This is a genomic window from Tropicimonas sp. S265A, from assembly GCF_049800835.1.
Taxonomy (GTDB): Bacteria; Pseudomonadota; Alphaproteobacteria; order Rhodobacterales; family Rhodobacteraceae; genus Dinoroseobacter.
This window is the reverse complement of the sequence record NZ_JBNAFU010000006.1, coordinates 129,400-146,118: the sequence shown is the minus strand read 5'-3', so window position 1 is coordinate 146,118 and position 16,719 is coordinate 129,400. Positions and strand designations below refer to the sequence as shown.

The window sequence follows — 16,719 nt, the reverse complement described above, 5'->3', positions numbered from 1 at the left end:
GGTTGTAGATGTCCCCGCAGCGCAAGGACCAGGCGCTGCTTCTCCGATGCCCTGAACTCGGCTAGGTTTCTCACAACTTATTCATTCCACAGGACGGAACTCGGGTTGGAAACCTTCAAGACAATGTGCCCGATGAACTGTCACCCGACGCTTTGTGGGATGACAGTTACTAAATCCGACACCGGGGAAATCTCCATCGAAGGGGATGAGACGAACCCGGATAGTGAGGGCTTCCTGTGTATGCGCGGCAAGGCCGTCCACGAAATCGTTGGCAACAAGCAGCGCCTCTTGAGCCCTCGGATGCGCCACGTGCGCGGCTCTAACGATTGGACTGACGTGACGTGGGAAGCCGCCATGGACCATATCGCGCACAAGATGCGCGAAGTGGGGCGCGAAAAGGTGGGTTTCTGGCAAGCTCACGGCAACTGGGGCAACGACTACGCCTTTGGCCTGAAGCGTGCACAGATGGATCGCTTCGCGAACCTCTTCGGCTGCCAGTACTGGAATCCGGCGATGATTTGTTGGGGACTTGGCGCGTTTGGCGTCGGGATCACCGGAGCACTTGAGACGTCGAGCAAGGAGGATCTCAGCGCGAATTCTGAGCTGGTCGTTCTATGGGGAGCGAACACGGTTAGCCAGGCCAATACGCTTCGCCATGTCGAGATTGCGAAACGGCGTGGCGCGCGGATCGTCGTCGTCGATATACGCCGTACAGAGGCTTCCGCGCTTGCCGATGATGTCATCCTGCTGAAGCCGGGAACTGACGCCGTGCTCGCGCTGGCCATAATGCATGTGATTATCGCCGCCGGCTCGTACGACGCTGACTTCGTTGCGCAGCACACGGTCGGGTTCGACGCCCTCAAGACACATGTCGAGACCATGACCCCAAGCTGGGCAGAGACCCTCACTGGAGTGCCCGTCGAGCAAATCACCTGGCTGGCGCAGGCTTATGCGACCGCCAAACCTGCGATGATCGTGATCGGCGGATCTTCTCTGCATAAGGGCGACAACACCTGGCAGGCTGCGCGGGCTATTTCCTGTCTGCCCGCTCTGACCGGAAATTTCGGCATTAAGGGCGGCGGTATCGGTCCGCGACACGGTGGCCGCAGCCATGGAGTGGGCTTCAACGATGTCTCTGCCGCTGATCGCCGACCGCCTGGCGAGTATATTCCCAACCAGATGGAGGCCATTGTCGAAGCGCTCGAAAGCGGAGCCGTGAAAGTCTTTGTGACGATCGGCTCAAACGTGCTGTCCTGTTTTGCGGAGACCAACCGGACGCGCGCGGCGCTGGCCAAGGCCGATTTGGTTGTGGCTTACGACATTTTTCCAAACCAAACGATCCGCGAGGTTGCTGACATTGTCCTGCCCGGCACGATCTGGCTGGAGGAGATCGGTGCAAAATCCACAAACACCCATATCCACCTGTCCGACCGGGTGCTGTCCCCGGCAGGCGAGGCGCGCCCCGTCTATGAACTCTACAAGGGGCTCGGCGACAGGCTTGGTGTCAGGGACGTATACCCCTGGGTCGACCAGGAAGCCGCCATGAATGCTGCTCTGGATCACCCGGCCACGGGACACGCGACGGTCAAAACCCTGCGCGCGAATAGTGGGCGGGTCCCGCTCAACGTCTCACACGTGGCGTATCCTAATCTTGAGTTCTCCACGCCTTCGGGAAAGATCGAGTTCTTCTCCGAGCGCGCGCAATCAATGGGCCTGCCGCCACTCCCAATGCCGCCCGAAGCGCGGCCGAACGACGGACTGGCCCTCGCGCATGGGCGCACGTTCGCACAGTTTCACGCCTTCTTTGATCATGGCCGTGCCCTGCCGACACTCGCAAACCGCGAAACTGACCCGGACCTTTGGATTGCTCCCGAGGATGCGGCCGCCCGTGGCATTGCAGATGGCGATTGGATAGAGATTTCAAATCCGCGTGGCACCTTCCATGCGCGCGCCAAGGTCACGCAACGCGTACCCGAAGGCACGGTCTGGATACGCGATGGGTGGCCTGGCTTGAATGCTTTGACCGACGGCGAGTCCGTCCTGCCCGAAACCGCACTTTCAGAGTTTCCCTTCTCGGTCGGTCAAAACAACTACGGCGCACGCGTCGAGGTTCGCCCTATCAGCGCGGATAGCTGACTCAGGAAAGCGCGTTCCAAACTCGAAAGACTGGATGTCTGGCGTTTGAAGACATGCGAGGATGCAGGAGTTGAGCGCAGTGCTCTTGATGCATGACGCAAGCGGGGGACGCCCGAATTTCGCTAGTCGTTCAAATCGCTCCAGGGTGTTCTTGTGCGCAAAGCAGACGTTCGTAGGTAAATTGAGGCCGAAGACCTGATCGAAATGGTCAGATGTCTGTTGTTGGCCGACGAGAGCCTGATGCTTCGATTTCTTGCGTGGTCTGCCTTGCGTTGGTCTGCAAACTACCGAAACCGCCTGCAAGGCTCGACCCAATTCTGACCACGCTGCTCACGCTGGGCGCGGTATTCCTGCCGCTGGAGAGAGTGGGAACCATCTCTTGAAGCGCTTGCAAATCAGGCTGTCGCCAAGGACGATGATCCGCTCATCCGCCATCGCGTCTGACAAAGATACATCTCCCATCCAGACGCGGACCAGTTCGTGCGACGTCGTGGAAATATAGGCAGAGACGTCCTTGCCGGGGTCCTCGTAGCACAGGTCGCGGGTGTTTCCTTCGCAAACGATCCACCACTTCTTGTACTCGTTCAAATCCGAGAACTGGAAGCAAAGCACGGATTCACCGCCCGGCAGTTCCTCGGTCTTGATGTTCCGCTCAACGTCGAACATCAGGAATGCCACGTCCATTTCATCGCTTCGCAACTCATCGCGCGCCCAACGCATCCCCCAGACGACCAGAGACTCGATGACTGGTGCGAGTTCTTTGCCCGCCGGGGTCAGGTGGTATTCAAATCCGCGCTGCCCGCTAATCGGGCGTTTCAAGATGACGCCGTTGGCTTCAAGTTCTTTCAGGCGCGTGTTGAGAACGGTCGGAGAAATCCGTGGCATTCCTTTTTGCAGCTTGGTGAACCGCGTGCTTCCCAACAGAAGTTCCCGGATGATCAGCAAGGACCACGTGTTCCCGAGAATCTCCGCGGATTTTGCCACTGGGCAGAACTGACCATACCGCATCGTCCAAATCCTAACTACGCGAAACGTAGTTCGACGCTACGCTTGGCGAAGTATCGGCGCAACCCATCCGACAGTTACCCCTCGCTCATCAACGCAAATACAGGAGAAGAGCGATGATGGATTTTGTGACGAACGTCTTGAAGATCTTCGGGATCGTGTTTCTGCGGTTCCGCCCGGTGCCCCGGATTTGGAATGTCTGGCTCGTTGGGGTCAACCTTTTGTGCCTTTATTTCATCGGGCATCTCGAAGCGCAGGTGGTTCTGGCCACGACACTTCTGTCGGTATTTGGTCAAGCGATGATCTACGGTCGGATCGGCTTCACGCGCGTTCTGGGCGTCGGCCATTTACTCTGGGTCCCGATGTTCGCTTGGTTGGCGACACGCTGGGACAGCACCGCCGCTCATCCAGAGTTGCAGGTGTGGATCGCGGTGCTGGCAGTTACCAACGCGGTGTCCTTTGTGATCGATGCCACGGATGTGACCCGCTTTTTAAAAGGCGAACGCACCCCTCACTATCGTTGGAACTGAGGTGATGGAGCTGATGATGATCGAAGTGCTTGGGTTTGCTGCAGGTGCCATCACTCTTGTCAGCTCCATCCCACAGTTGGTTGCCAGCCTGCGGAACCGAGATTTGGCAATGGCCTAGGGTTTGTCTCGCAACTGCTTGCAGTCGACAGGGAATGCGCGGTGGTTGGGTGACAGCGTCACGGTTGGGTCCGTGTCTTTGGTGACTTTTGCAGAGCTTGGGTGCCTGATGGCAGGTTGTTTGGCGCTCCAGATACACAGTGTGCAGAAAGGAACGCGCCAAAATCCACAGCGCCAGCCATCATTTGCATTTGCCACAGCCGCAGCTTGGCAGGAACGTTGCGAGCTTGGCTGAGCCAAGCCTGTTACGGCAACCGTGAGTCACGAGATGATGAACGGCTGCTTTGTCCGCTTGTCAGCCAGGATGAGCGCGACACACGGGTTAAACATCGCGCGAGCGGGACCTGTCGAACATGCTGACCCAGAAAGAAGTCGAGCTCACCGCCGCTATGGACCGCCTCCGCGAAGCGCGGGCCGAGGCTGCGGAGCTGCGTGCGTATCTGGAGCGGATCACGAAGGCGGTTTGAACACCTGGTGCTCAACGGTCAGAAAAGCACACTGAGGTTTGCGCCAAACGCATGTTCCTGCCCGTTGGAGCGTTTTGAATACCCGTATCCAGTCGTGAACCTGACACGATCAGACAGCGCGTAGCCGAGCCCCACACCAAGGACCAGTCCGCTCGCGCCCCGATTCTGCCCTACTTGAGTGAACGTGCCGAAGATCGGGCTTGTCACCGTGATTTCGTGTTCTTTGCTGTTGTTGGCCAGAAAGTCATACTCGTATCGCGCAAAGGCCATCGGCGTGAGAACGCCATACCCTGTGACGAAGTCTTTCCGGTAATCCACGCCGATCGACCCCACAAGAGCGTCCGCATCGGCCTCGTCGATTGCATAGAGGAAATCCCCACTCCCCGTCTCGACGGCTGCACCCTGTCCAATGCGTCCATAGGTCAACCCGAAGGTGGTCGCGACAATCGCCCCATCAGTAAGAGTGGCATAAGTCCGTGCTTGAAGACCCGCGTGAAACCCGTCCTGATCGAGTTCAGCCTCCGCGTCGCCACCCGTAAATCCATCGAGAGACGGATTGCTGCGCTGCGCATCCGTTTCGCCTGACACGTATCCCAGCAAGCCCGAGATTTCCCATGCGCCGACCTCTGTGCGCCCGTAGATCCCGGCATGAAAGCTGTCGGTTGAGAAGTCCTGAATTACCTGGTCGTGCTCATCCATCGACGATGTGCCAAGGCCAGCAAAGACCCCGATGACGCTGTCATCGAAACTGAAGAGGTCGGCACCTGCAACAATGGTGCCGATGGTGTAATCGAAGGTTCCCAACCCGTTGCGGCCATCAACGCGGCCGTTCACATATGCCGTATCGACCCACCAGCGACGTTGGGCACAGGCCAAAGCGCCGTCGGCGGCGGCGGCCGGACCAGTTTGCACAGCTCCGATTGCACCTGATGCGAGGGGCTGCGCCCGATCCGGAAGACCGGCGGGTTGGTATTTTCGGCAGTCGGCATGGCTCAGAACCGTATTGGTGATCAGGTCCAGTTGCTCCAGCCCGATTGTCAGGTTCGAGGAATAGGGTTCGGCATGGACGGAGTTGAAGCCAGCCAAACCTGCATTCGTCAGAGTGCTCAACGCACTGCCCAACGAAGTGCCGCTCGTGAGCGAAGTTCCCGGCGCTTGAGTGGCAGAGGTGGCCACAGCCCCCGCCAGACTGCTGGCATTCGCCGAGCCAGACACCGCCGGCAGCAGCGGCAGCGCAGTCACTGGCAAGGCATCAAAGGCAATATCGATCCGCCCGTCCGTGCTGGGTGTGTTGGCGACCCGTGGTGTGGCCAGCGCCGGCAGCGATGCGCCAGCCACGACGGACGGCATGTCCCCGTCGAAACTGGACGCCTGGAAGACGGTATAGTCGTTTCCGGCAACATAGTCCTGCGCGGTCAGGCCCGGGCGCGCGGCGTCGACCTGGATCTGCGCGTTGTTGATACCGCTCACCGCGTCCGTGGCGACGATCAGGTCGGCTTTCTGGCCCGCGGCGGGGTCCAGTTCGGACAGGATGATTGCGCCGAGATCGAAGGAAATCGCGCTGTTGATGTTCAGTGTTCCGATCGACGCCCCGGGCGACAGGGTACTGCCAGCCTTCATGTTGAAATTGAACGCATTGACCGTTCCGGTCCCAGTCAGCGTTCCAAAATTGTCAAACTCGACCGTCGTCAGCGTGGTCGTTCCATCGAGACGCAGGGTCGAACCGCCGGCCAGCACCATATCACTTGTTGCTGACATAGAACTGTTGGTCAGGGTAAAGTCGGACGGGTCCGCAACCCGTGTTTGAATATTGATGGCCCCGAAAACGATCTCGGTCGCGTTGGTGACGGTCAGGTCGCTGTAGGTGAGTGGCGTATCAGACTGGAAATAGACCTCGGTCGGGTCAACATCTCCGCCGTTGGCGGGTGCGAATGTCATCGATCTGCCCGACCCGATGGTCGTTCCAATGACGTTGACGCGCAGCTTGCCGTTGATGTTCGTGACCAACGCTTCACGCGACACGAAATCACCGCTTCCCCCCGCGACATCCACGTTCAGAAGCGTCAGGACAGAGGCATTGCCCGGCACCGTGCTTTGTCCGGGCACATAAAGCTCGATCTTTCCGGTAGGTGTGATCGAAGAATTCCCGACCGTAAGGCCGGTGATCGGACCGTTCGGAATGGGGAGACACGTGCGCTCAACCGTCGAAATCGTCTGATTTCCGCGAGTTGTTTCCGTGCCCGCGGGCACTCTCGTAAAGGGCGCAGGCACTTCCGCACAGGAGATGCCGCTTTGTGCATGCGCATTTCCAGGTGTCAGAAACAAAAGTGCTACCGCGAAGAAGGATATGCAGGTGAAAGTCAGGAAAAACGCGGCAGGTCTTGCGACCACCAAAGGAGAAAACGTCATTTGTCACCTGGTTCCCGGTGGGTGCCCCATCGTGACAAGCGTTGCAAAGACGCAGGAGGGGGCGTTGAGTGGCAACCAAAAGTAGAGAATGCACGCGGCAAAGCAACGTCGCCGTGCATGGTTGCAGATCCGGTGTGGCCCAACAGACACGCAACGTTCGACGGCGAACGCACCTCGATATCAGTCTGCTGTCCTCTCGGGAAATGAGATCCCGCAGTGCGCGGCGGCTTGCGACCGACCGGCCTACCAACGCCCAAGCGCAGCCTCGTCCTCGTCGGTCGCGGCGACCCAGTCCGCGCCGTCGGACGTGATCTCTTTTTTCCAGAAGGGCGCGCGCGATTTTAGGTAGTCCATCAGGAACTCGGCCGCCGCGAAGGCGTCAACGCGGTGGGGGGCGGCGGTGGCGACCATCATGATGCGGTCTCCCGGCCCCATGCGCCCGTAGCGGTGGATGACCAGTGCATCGCCCAGGGACCAGCGGGTGACCGCCTCGTCCACGATCTTGCCGATCGCGCGCTCTGTCATGCCTGGGTAATGCTCGATCTCCATCACCGAGAGGTCGCTGTCGGCAAGGTCGCGCACCACGCCGGTGAAGGTGACGAGCGCGCCCATGTCGGTGCGCCCCTTGGCGAAGGCGTCGACCTCGGCGCCCATGTCGAACGGGGCCTCCTGCACGCGGACGGTGGCCATGTCAGCCGCCTGTCATGGGCGGAAAGAACGCCACTTCGCGCGCACCCGACAGGGGGGCATCGAACTCGGTCAGGTCCTGATCGACCGCGACCCGCACGGCGGAGAGGTCCGAGAACGCCAGATCATAGCGATCTTCCCGCGCGCGCAACTCGGCCACCAGATCGGCGACCGTTGCGGCGTCGGTTTCCACCTGCTCGCGGTTCAGGCCGATCCGTTCGCGCAGCCACGCGAAATAAAGCACGTCGAGCTTCATGTCTCCTCCCTCAGGAATGGCAGGGATTTCTTGAAGTAATCTGCGCCGGTGATCAAGGTCAGCACGGCCGCGACCCAGAGGAGCGCGAGCCCGGCGATGCCAAGCCCGACGCCCCATTCGCCCGAGCGCCAGACCATGTTTCCATCCGTGGGCCCGGCGTCGAGGGCAGCCTGATAAGCCTCGCGCGTCATGGTCTGGAACGCCATCAGATGCGTCGCTTCGAAGGCAATCGCGGTCAGCAGGACGGCGATGGCGACCATCTGGGCGGTGGTTTTCCACTTCGCCAGTTTGGTCACGGCGAGCTTGCCGGCATCCGCGCCGAGAAACTCTCTCAAGCCGGAGACGAAGACCTCACGGAACAGGATCAGCGCGGTCGGGATCATCACGAGAGGGTCCAGCCCCGACAGCGCGATCAGCAAGGCGAGCGCCGTGACCACCATGGCCTTGTCGGCGATTGGGTCCAGCATCGCGCCGAATTTGGAGGTCTGGTTCCATTTTCGCGCAAGGTAGCCATCCAGAAAATCGGTGAGCGAGGCCCCGATGAAGAGTGCGAGGGCCACCCAGTCGGCCAGAGGGCGCGGCAGAAGCGCGAAAACCAACGCAACGGCAGGTGCGGCGATCAGGCGGCCAACGGTCAGGATATTGGGCAAGGTCCAGTGCATGCCCCCTGATAACCGCTCCGGCGCGTGCCGGAAAGGGGCGGGGCCGCCCGGACAGAACGCGGGTCACAAACGCAAACGCGACCCGGAAGGGCCGCGTCATTCATTGCCTTGAGAGCGCCGGACTCGTTCGGACTTGGCTAATTACGACATACCCCACCCACAAAACACGGCGGGAAATAGCTGCGGCATGCTGAATTACTAGTAGGCTTTGTACCATCCCCCTACGCCAAACATGCCGCAGCCCCCGATCTGAATAGTCTGCCCTCGGCGCAATGAATGCCGCGGTATGATCGTGGTAGCACAAGATCGGGAGGACACAAAAAAGTCATTATTTGCAGGGCGGTTCGCGCAACTCATGGGTGTGGGGCCACAACATCTTGCGGGCTTAACGCCGCGTCACCCCCAAGCTGCGATGCAGCATGCAGCGAATCAGCCGCAGACCTTCGCAATTTGCGACAAGCGAGAATTCTTACGCGCGCGGAGTTTCGCCGAAACGGGCGCAATCAGAAGGGCACGGGTGCCGTAAAGGTCATGCCGATGCCACCATCCGGATGCCGCAATCGCAGCGATTGGGAATGCAGCATAAGGCGCGGGTAATCCCGGGCAGGACCGGTGGCATAGAACGGGTCACCAAGGATCGGGTGGCCGATGGCCAGCATGTGCACGCGCAGCTGGTGTGACCGCCCGGTCTTGGGAAAAAGCCGGACCCGGCTTTCGCTGTCAGTGGCGCGCAGGCGCCGCCAGTCGGTCACGGCCGGCTTGCCGTTTTCCGGGTCAACCATTTGCAGCGGACGGTTGGGCCAGTCGACGATCAGCGGCAGGTCTATCGTGCCGGACGCGGCTGCCAACCGCCCCGCCACCCGGGCGACATAGGTTTTTCGGGTCTGTCGCTTCTCGAACTGGAGGCCGAGGTGGCGCTGCGCATGCGGGGTGAGCGCAAACACCATCACCCCGGACGTATCGCGGTCCAGTCGGTGGACCAGAAGTGCATCCGGAAAGGCCGCCTGCACCCGGCTGAGCAGGCAGTCGGCCAGATGCGGCCCCTTGCCCGGCACGCTCAGCAGACCGGAGGGCTTGTCCACCAGAAGGATCTGCGCGTCCTCGTGCAGGATGACGAGCGGATCGGTCGGAGGCGCATAGGTGTCGAGCGGAAGGGGCGGCATGGGGCCTGTCTAGCGCGCCCCGAACCGCCATGCTAGGGCGCGGAACGGAGGTCCGTACAATGAGTTTCGACGCCTGGCTCGTCTTTGTCACTTTCTGGGCGTTGTTCGTCACGACGCCGGGACCGAATGCCGTGAATTGCATTGGCAACGGAATGACGCATGGGTTTGCACGGTCCCTCTGGGGGGTGGCCGGAATCCTGACGCAGGCTGCACTGTTCCTGACCTTGTCAGCCGCCGGCGTCACGGCCCTGATCACCGCCGCGCCCGATGTATTTGCCGCGGTCAAACTTCTGGGCGCGCTCTTGCTGATAGCGCTGGGGGTACGGGCATGGCTGCGTGCCAGCCTGCCGATGGATCCGAAACCGGTCGCCGCACACGGGATTTACGGGCGCGCCTTTCTGATCGCCACGATCAACGCGAAGTCCCTCGCAGGATACCTGGCGGCGTTCTCGCAATTCGTGCAGCCGGATGTGCCGATCTGGGAGCAAATGCGGGTGATCTTCCCCTCGGCCCTGACGCTGACCGCGTTGAGCTACGTGACGTACACCGCGCTGGGGGCATGGTTGGGCAAGCTGGCGCTCGGCGCGGTGCTTAACGTCTGGGTTCGGCGGGCGCTGGCGGTGTGTTTTGTTGTTTACGGGGTGGCGCTGGCGCTCTACGCGCCGGGCTGAGCGAACGTGTCGTGCAGGATCGCAGCAAGGGCGGTCGCATCGGCATCGGTAAAGGCGTCGGGCTTGTCGCTGTCCAGATCGAAGACGCCGATCACCTTGCGGTCCGGGCCGAAGACCGGCAGCACGAGTTCCGATCGGGTAGAGGTCGCGCAGGCGATATGGTCGGGGAAAGCATCGACATCCGGGACAAGCTGGACCTGACCGGTGCGCGCCGCCGCCCCGCAGACCCCGCGGGCGAATGGAATCGTCAGGCAACCGTGACCACCCTGATACGGGCCGATGGTCAGCGTCTGTGGTGCGGTCACCCGGTAGAAACCGACCCAGTCGAAGCGGTCATCGGCATGGAACACCTCGCAAGCAAGGGTCGCCATCCGCGCGACGTCGTCTGGAACCCCTTCGACAAGGGACGCAACCGTCGCGGCCAGCGCGGGGTAATCCACCCGCGTCACGGGCGTTCGATCGCGATAGCCGTGCCCTCGCCCCCGCCAATGCAAATGGCGGCAACGCCACGTTTCAAGCCACGGGTTTCCAGCGCGTTCAACAGGGTCACCATGATGCGCGCGCCGGACGCCCCGATCGGATGCCCGAGCGCGCACGCGCCGCCGTTCACGTTCACCCGGCCGCGCGGCAGACCCATCTCGTGCATGAAGGCCATGGGGACGACGGCAAACGCCTCGTTCACTTCCCAGAGGTCAACGTCTTCGGGCGCCCAGCCGATCCGGTCCAGCAGCTTGCGCGCGGCAGGTACCGGGGCGGTGGTGAACCATCCGGGTGCCTGCGCATGCGAGGCGTGCCCGACGACCCGCGCCCGCACCGCCAGCCCCTTGGCGGCCTCGGCCCGCGCCAGAACAAGCGCGGCTGCCCCGTCCGAAATCGAGGAGGAATTGGCGGGCGTCACGGTCCCGTCCTTGCGGAAAGCCGGTTTCAGATGCGGGATCTTGTCGGGGCGGGCATTGGCCGGTTGTTCGTCCTGGGCCACCACCGTTTCGCCCTTGCGGTCAGACACCGTGACCGCAGCGATTTCATGCCGGAACGCCCCCGAGGCCTGGGCGGAGAGCGCGTTTTCGAGCGACCCCAGCGCATAGGCGTCCTGTGCCTCGCGGGTGAACTGGAATGCTTCGGCGCAATCTTCGGCGAAGGTGCCCATCAGACGGCCATTTTCATAGGCATCCTCTAACCCGTCGAGGAACATGTGGTCGATCACCTGCCCGTGCCCGATCCGCGCCCCCTGCCGCATTTTTGGCAGCAGGTAGGGGGCGTTGGTCATGCTTTCCATACCACCTGCGACCACGACATCCGCGTGGCCCAGCGCCAGCCGGTCGGTCGCAATCATTGCGGCCTTCATCCCGGATCCGCACATCTTGTTGAGAGTCGTTGCCGGCACACCGTCGCCCAGCCCGGCGGCGTACCCGGCCTGCCGCGCGGGGGCCTGCCCCTGCCCCGCCGGAAGAACGCAGCCCATCAGGTTTTCATCGACCCGGTCCCCGGCAACGCCGGCCTGTGATAGGGCCGACTTGATCGCAACACCCCCCAGGGCGGGCGCGTCCATGTCGGAGAAGACCCCCTGGAATCCCCCCATCGGCGTGCGCGCGGCCCCGCAGATCACCACTTCGTCCATGCTTTCCCCCCAAGATCTCCCGGATTTTAGCGAACCCCGGGCCTGTCCACCTTCTGGTAAGAGATTGGCCGTAATCAGGGGGAGTGCAAGTCAAGATAAGGACGGCGACATGGCAATTACGACGATGGTTCACGGTGATGTTCTGGTTGCGACGGTGGAGGACAGCCGGATTGACGCAGCGGGCGCGGTGGCGTTCAAGGATGCGATGGTCAAGCTGAAGTCCGAACCGCAAGCCCGGGTCGTGCTGGACCTGGCACAGGTTGATTTTCTGGACAGTTCCGGGCTTGGCGCCGTGGTGTCTGTGATGAAAGCTTACGGGGCCGACAAAACGCTCGAACTCGCCTCACTCAGCCCGATCGTCGAGAAGGTTCTGCGCCTGACACGCATGGACAAGGTGTTTCGCATCCACGGATCCGCCGACCAGGCCCTGGCCGCGTAACGGACGACCGTGCAATGAGCGGAATGGAGCCCTGCCGAGTGAGCGACCCGGACCCAAATGAGAAACTCTCCTTGCGATTTGCCAGTGCACCGGAAAAGGTCCGCGACGCTCTGTCAGGGATCAACGCCTTTCTGACCGCGCGGGACTTCAGCGAAGACGACCGTGCCACCACCGAGGTTGTCATGGCGGAGTTGCTGAACAACATCGTGGAACACGCCTACTTGGAAGACCCCACGGGAGAGATTTGCCTCAGCGCCGGGTTCTGCAACGGGGTCCTGTGTTTCGAGGTGACGGACAGGGGGCGCGCGATGCCGCAGGACGTCCTGCCCGAAGGCAAACTGCCATCTTCGGACGGCCCGTTGGAAACCTTGCCCGAAGGCGGCTTTGGCTGGTTCCTGTTACACTCACTGACCGAAAACCTGCGCTACTGTCGGATGGCCGGAACGAACGTCACGCGCTTTTCAATTCCCACGACAGGCTAGACCGCCCATACGTTCCTGTTCCCTTGGACGTTTTCGTTCGTCGGTCTAGACTCTGGGTCGGACAAGAGACGACAGTCCGGCCTTGGGGCCGGGACGGAAGGGACTTCTGACATGCGTGACTTTCACCTGCCCGGGCGCTCGGCGGTTTTCGCCGAGAACGGTATGTGTGCCACCTCCACACCCCTGGCGAGCAAGGTCGCCATCGACATCCTGCAGCAGGGCGGCAATGCCGTGGACGCGGCGGTGTCCGCCGCGGTTTTGCTGGGGCTTTGTGAGCCGCAGATGACCGGAATCGGCGGGGATTGCTTTGCGCTGATCAAGATGCCGGGCACCGAAGACATCACCTGTGTCAACGGATCGGGGCGCGGACCCGCCGGACTGAATGCCGCTGACTTGCGCGCGCAAGGGCATACGACGATGCCTCTGGGATCGCCCCACGCGGTCACGGTGCCGGGCGCAATCGACGCGTTTTGCCACATGAACGCGACATGGGGCAGGCTTGGTATGGACAAGGTGCTCGCCCCGTCGATCCATTATGCGGAGGCAGGCATCCCCGTCGGCCCGCGCACCGCCTTCGACTGGGCATCGGATGCCGAAGTCCTGCAGGGCGTTGCCAGGGACTTCTACCTGTTGAACGGCAAGGTACCGAAACCCGGGCAGATTTTCCGTGCGCCCGGGCAGGCAGAGGTTCTGCGCCGTATCGCCGCCGAAGGGCGCGACGGCTTCTACACCGGAGAGGTGGCCGAGGATATGGTGGCCGCGTTGCAGGCGGCAGGCGGCACGCACACGCTGGATGATTTCGCCGCGACCCGGTGCACGCAATCCGATCCGATCAGCGGCACCTACAAGGGCACGGAGTTGGTCGAACATCCACCCAACGGGCACGGTGCCACGGCGATCCTGATGGCAAACATTCTTGCAGAGTTCGATCTGCCGAGGCTGGACCCCTGGGGGACGGCGCGCGCGCATCTGGAGGCCGAGGCCGCAAAGCTGGCGTACAACACACGCGACAGGATCATTGCAGATGCCGACCATACCACACGGCTTGCACATATGCTCTGCCACGAAACAGCATGCGATCTGGCCGCGCTGATCGATCCGAACCGCGCGGTTGCCGACGTGCATGCGGTGTCCGAGGCCGTTCACAAGGAGACGATCTACATCACCGTGGTCGACAAGGATCGCATGATGGTCTCGTTGATCTACTCGGTCTTCCACGGGTTCGGCGGGGGCATCGCGACCGACAAGTTCGGCATCCTGTTCCAGAACCGCGGCGCGGGATTCACTCTCGAAGAGGGCCACCCGAACGAGGCGATGGGCGGCAAGCGGCCCTTGCACACGATCATTCCCGCCATGCTGCGCCAGAACGGCAAGGTCGTCATGCCGTTCGGCGTGATGGGCGGAGCGTACCAACCCTGTGGCCATGCGCGCGTGCTGACCAACTTCATCGATTACGGGTTGCATCCGCAGGCCGCGCTTGATGCGCCGCGCAGTTTTGCCGATCCTACGAAAGGGCTGCTGGTCGAACGCGGCTATTCCGATCAGGTCCGGGCGGAGCTTGCCGAGATGGGGCATCCGGTTTCCATCCCGGACACGCCCATCGGCGGAGCGCAGGCGATCTGGATCGACCCCGAGACCGGTGTCTTGCAAGGCGCCTCCGATCCGCGCAAGGATGGCTGCGCATTGGGCTACTGAGCCGGAGGGAGCCATGGCGATCAAACCAGTTGCCGACATGGTGGCGGAGGCCAAGACGCAGATCACAACGCTGAGCCCGCAAGAAGCCCGCGCGGCGGCGGAGGCGGGCACGGCGCTGCTGGTTGATATCCGCGATGTACGGGAATTGAACCGCGACGGGCGTATTCCCGGCGCGTTTCACGCTCCGCGCGGCATGCTGGAGTTCTGGATCGATCCGGAAAGCCCCTATCACAAACCGGCGCTGACCACGGACAAGACGCTGATCCTGTTCTGCGGCAGCGCCTGGCGGTCTGCGCTGAGCGTGCAAACCCTGCAACAGATGGGGGTGGAGAACATCGCCGAGATCGCGGACGGGTTCAAAGGCTGGAAAGCCGCAAACATGCCAGTCGAAATCAAGGAGTGAGGCTTGCGCGGCTCAGTTGAGCTGAAAATGAAGCGGGTAGATTCCGCCGTCGAAATCGCCGAACAGGTCCGGAAGGTCGGGATGGTCCACCGGTCCGGACGCCCCGTCGAGGATCAGGTTCTGCTCTGACACATAGGCCACGTAGTAGCTTTGATCATTCTCGGCGAGCAGGTGATAAAACGGCTGATCCTTGTGCGGGCGGCTTTCCTCGGGGATCGCGGCATACCACTCATCGGTGTTCGAAAACTCCGGATCGATATCGAATACCACGCCGCGAAACGGATGTTTGCGGTGCCGGACAACTTGTCCAAGGTGGTATTTGGCGTTTGCTTTCAACATCACACTGGAACCTTCTACTTAGCTAAAATACGCAAGACACCAATTGATGTCCATTGAACAATCGGTCGCGACGGGAAACAGAGTGTGAACCTTACCTTAACAGTCGTTAACGTTGTTGCGCCGGTTTTCCTGCTCGCGAGCGTCGGATTTGCCTGGGTCAAGCTCGGGTTCGAGTACCAGTTGGAGTTTGTCACACGGCTATCGATGACCCTTGCGGTGCCTGCGCTGATCTTCGTCGCGCTCATGCAGGCTGAGATCGAACCGGCCGCGTTGAGCGCGCTCTCGCTGGCGGCGCTGGTGGCTTATGTCGGCGTCACGGCCGCGATCGCCTTGCTGGTGAAGCTGAGCGGTCTGGACCAGCGCACGTACCTCGCCCCCCTCTCCTATGGCAACACCGGCAACCTCGGCCTGCCGCTGGCGCTGTTCGCCTTCGGAGATCTGGGGCTGAGCTATGCGGTGGTTGTTTTCGCAGTCATGGCCGTGTTGTCGTTCAGCTTCGGCATCTGGGTCGTCGCAGGCGGGGGCGGACTTGGCAAACTGGTGCGCGAGCCCATGGTGGCGGCAACCCTGCTGGGCGCTCTGTTCCTGTGGCAGGGCTGGGAAACCCCGGTTTTCCTGACAAATGCGCTGGATCTGATCGGACAGATGGCGATTCCGATCATGCTGATCACCCTGGGCGTGGCCATCGCGCGCCTGAGCCCCGGACGGATCGGGCGCGCGATCTGGCTGTCACTCGCCAAATTCGTTCTCTGTGCAGGCATCGGGTGGGGCACGGGGCTGTTTTTCAACCTCGACGCCACGGCCTTCGGTGTTCTGGTCCTGCAACTGGCGACGCCCGTTGCGGTCACATCCTACCTTCTGGCCGAGAAGTACGACGCCGATGGCGACGCCGTGGCGGGGCTGGTGGTCGTCTCCACCCTGATGAGCGTGGCACTTCTGTCTCTGTTGCTCGCAATCGTGATCTGATCGCGCCGCTCTGCCGCGCGTTTTTCTTTCGCCATATGCACGCTTTGCGATATACTGCCCGCAAAACAAAAAATGTGAGAGCAGGATGAGCAGAAACCTTTGCCTCGCGATCGTATTGATGACGTTGGCCGCGTGCGGATCGGGCACCAACACCCCGCCGTCGCGACTGGATGATGCGTGTTCGATCGTGAATGAACGCCCGGCCTATTTGCGGGCCATGAAGCGCGCCGAGAAGAAGTGGGGCACCCCCGTCGCGGTGCAGATGGCCACGCTGTATCAGGAAAGCAAGTTCATGTCGGACGCGCGCACGCCGTACCGGTATTCGTTGGGCGTGATCCCCATGGGGCGCCAAAGCTCGGCCTTCGGCTATGCGCAGGCGCTGGACGGAACGTGGGATGACTACCGAGATGACACCCGGAACTATGCCGGACGTCGCAACAAGATCGACGATGCCACGGATTTCATGGGCTGGTACATGGACGAGACATTCCGTCGCCACGGCATTCCCAAGACGGACGCGCGGCGGCACTACCTCGCCTATCACGAAGGCCACACCGGCTATGGGCGCGGGAGCTACAACCAGAAACAGTGGTTGATGCGGGTGGCCAACGAGGTTGGCTCGCGCGCGGTCATGTATGATTTCCAGCTGAAATCCTGCGGCAAGATCTGACGCG

The 16,719-nt window shown here is 61.7% G+C and carries 18 protein-coding genes; 9 read left to right on the top strand and 9 right to left on the bottom strand.

Annotated features, from left to right (window positions below):
- The first annotated feature begins 123 nt into the window (after positions 1–123).
- Positions 124–2,136: a molybdopterin-containing oxidoreductase family protein gene (locus ACP15N_RS14960; protein WP_425093210.1), complete on the top strand. Its 2,013-nt coding sequence runs from the start codon at positions 124–126 to the stop codon at positions 2,134–2,136.
- 330 nt (positions 2,137–2,466) lie between these two features.
- On the opposite strand, the gene ACP15N_RS14955 is transcribed toward ACP15N_RS14960, so the two are convergent.
- Positions 2,467–3,144, bottom strand: a complete 678-nt coding sequence (locus tag ACP15N_RS14955; protein WP_425093125.1) for a winged helix-turn-helix transcriptional regulator — start codon at positions 3,142–3,144, stop codon at positions 2,467–2,469.
- Between the two features lie 116 nt (positions 3,145–3,260).
- Here ACP15N_RS14955 and ACP15N_RS14950 point away from each other — a divergent pair, with 116 nt between their 5' ends.
- Positions 3,261–3,671, top strand: a complete 411-nt coding sequence (locus tag ACP15N_RS14950; protein ID WP_425093124.1) for a hypothetical protein — start codon at positions 3,261–3,263, stop codon at positions 3,669–3,671.
- 602 nt (positions 3,672–4,273) lie between these two features.
- Here ACP15N_RS14950 and ACP15N_RS14945 read toward each other — a convergent pair.
- The 5 genes from ACP15N_RS14945 to ACP15N_RS14925 all read right to left on the bottom strand — a co-directional run bounded on the left by ACP15N_RS14945 (position 4,274) and on the right by ACP15N_RS14925 (position 9,432).
- Positions 4,274–6,361: an autotransporter outer membrane beta-barrel domain-containing protein gene (locus tag ACP15N_RS14945; protein ID WP_425093123.1), complete on the bottom strand. Its 2,088-nt coding sequence runs from the start codon at positions 6,359–6,361 to the stop codon at positions 4,274–4,276.
- Between the two features lie 546 nt (positions 6,362–6,907).
- Positions 6,908–7,354: a molybdenum cofactor biosynthesis protein MoaE gene (locus ACP15N_RS14940; protein WP_425093122.1), complete on the bottom strand. Its 447-nt coding sequence runs from the start codon at positions 7,352–7,354 to the stop codon at positions 6,908–6,910.
- Position 7,355: 1 nt separating this feature from the next.
- The gene (gene moaD, locus ACP15N_RS14935) at positions 7,356–7,607 is read right to left on the bottom strand and encodes a molybdopterin converting factor subunit 1 (RefSeq protein WP_425093121.1); all 252 of its coding nucleotides are present in this window, start codon (positions 7,605–7,607) and stop codon (positions 7,356–7,358) included.
- A complete protein-coding gene (gene pgsA, locus ACP15N_RS14930) occupies positions 7,604–8,269 on the bottom strand; it encodes a CDP-diacylglycerol--glycerol-3-phosphate 3-phosphatidyltransferase (protein ID WP_425093120.1) in 666 nt (221 codons plus the stop codon). The genes moaD and pgsA overlap by 4 nt, the downstream gene beginning before the upstream one ends.
- 503 nt (positions 8,270–8,772) lie before the next feature.
- A complete protein-coding gene (locus tag ACP15N_RS14925; RefSeq protein ID WP_425093119.1) occupies positions 8,773–9,432 on the bottom strand; it encodes an RluA family pseudouridine synthase in 660 nt (219 codons plus the stop codon).
- A 59-nt stretch (positions 9,433–9,491) separates the two neighbouring features.
- Here ACP15N_RS14925 and ACP15N_RS14920 point away from each other — a divergent pair, with 59 nt between their 5' ends.
- On the top strand, positions 9,492–10,103 hold the full coding sequence (locus ACP15N_RS14920) for a LysE family translocator (protein WP_425093118.1): 612 nt from the start codon (positions 9,492–9,494) through the stop codon (positions 10,101–10,103).
- On the opposite strand, the gene ACP15N_RS14915 is transcribed toward ACP15N_RS14920, so the two are convergent.
- A complete protein-coding gene (locus tag ACP15N_RS14915; RefSeq protein ID WP_425093117.1) occupies positions 10,088–10,552 on the bottom strand; it encodes a GAF domain-containing protein in 465 nt (154 codons plus the stop codon). The genes ACP15N_RS14920 and ACP15N_RS14915 overlap by 16 nt on opposite strands.
- Entirely contained in the window at positions 10,549–11,721 is a 1,173-nt protein-coding gene (locus ACP15N_RS14910; RefSeq protein WP_425093116.1) for an acetyl-CoA C-acyltransferase, read from the bottom strand. Before ACP15N_RS14910 ends, ACP15N_RS14915 begins: the two co-directional genes overlap by 4 nt.
- A gap of 109 nt (positions 11,722–11,830) precedes the next feature.
- Here ACP15N_RS14910 and ACP15N_RS14905 point away from each other — a divergent pair, with 109 nt between their 5' ends.
- The 4 genes from ACP15N_RS14905 (at position 11,831) to ACP15N_RS14890 (ending at position 14,740) form a co-directional block, all read left to right on the top strand.
- The gene (locus ACP15N_RS14905; protein WP_425093115.1) at positions 11,831–12,160 is read left to right on the top strand and encodes an STAS domain-containing protein; all 330 of its coding nucleotides are present in this window, start codon (positions 11,831–11,833) and stop codon (positions 12,158–12,160) included.
- Positions 12,161–12,198: 38 nt separating this feature from the next.
- Complete coding sequence (locus tag ACP15N_RS14900) at positions 12,199–12,642, top strand: ATP-binding protein (protein ID WP_425093114.1); 444 nt, start codon at positions 12,199–12,201, stop codon at positions 12,640–12,642.
- Between the two features lie 111 nt (positions 12,643–12,753).
- Positions 12,754–14,337 carry a gamma-glutamyltransferase family protein gene (locus ACP15N_RS14895; RefSeq protein WP_425093113.1) on the top strand — a complete coding sequence of 528 codons (1,584 nt, stop codon included), beginning with the start codon at positions 12,754–12,756 and terminating at the stop codon, positions 14,335–14,337.
- Between the two features lie 13 nt (positions 14,338–14,350).
- A complete protein-coding gene (locus tag ACP15N_RS14890; RefSeq protein ID WP_425093112.1) occupies positions 14,351–14,740 on the top strand; it encodes a rhodanese-like domain-containing protein in 390 nt (129 codons plus the stop codon).
- Between the two features lie 12 nt (positions 14,741–14,752).
- On the opposite strand, the gene hspQ is transcribed toward ACP15N_RS14890, so the two are convergent.
- Complete coding sequence (gene hspQ, locus ACP15N_RS14885) at positions 14,753–15,079, bottom strand: heat shock protein HspQ (protein WP_425093111.1); 327 nt, start codon at positions 15,077–15,079, stop codon at positions 14,753–14,755.
- 84 nt (positions 15,080–15,163) lie between these two features.
- Between hspQ and ACP15N_RS14880 the strand changes: the two genes are divergently transcribed.
- Together ACP15N_RS14880 and ACP15N_RS14875 are read left to right on the top strand one after the other, a co-directional pair.
- Entirely contained in the window at positions 15,164–16,045 is an 882-nt protein-coding gene (locus tag ACP15N_RS14880; protein WP_425093110.1) for an AEC family transporter, read from the top strand.
- A gap of 85 nt (positions 16,046–16,130) precedes the next feature.
- Entirely contained in the window at positions 16,131–16,715 is a 585-nt protein-coding gene (locus ACP15N_RS14875; protein WP_425093109.1) for a lytic transglycosylase, read from the top strand.
- The last annotated feature ends 4 nt before the right edge of the window (positions 16,716–16,719 follow it).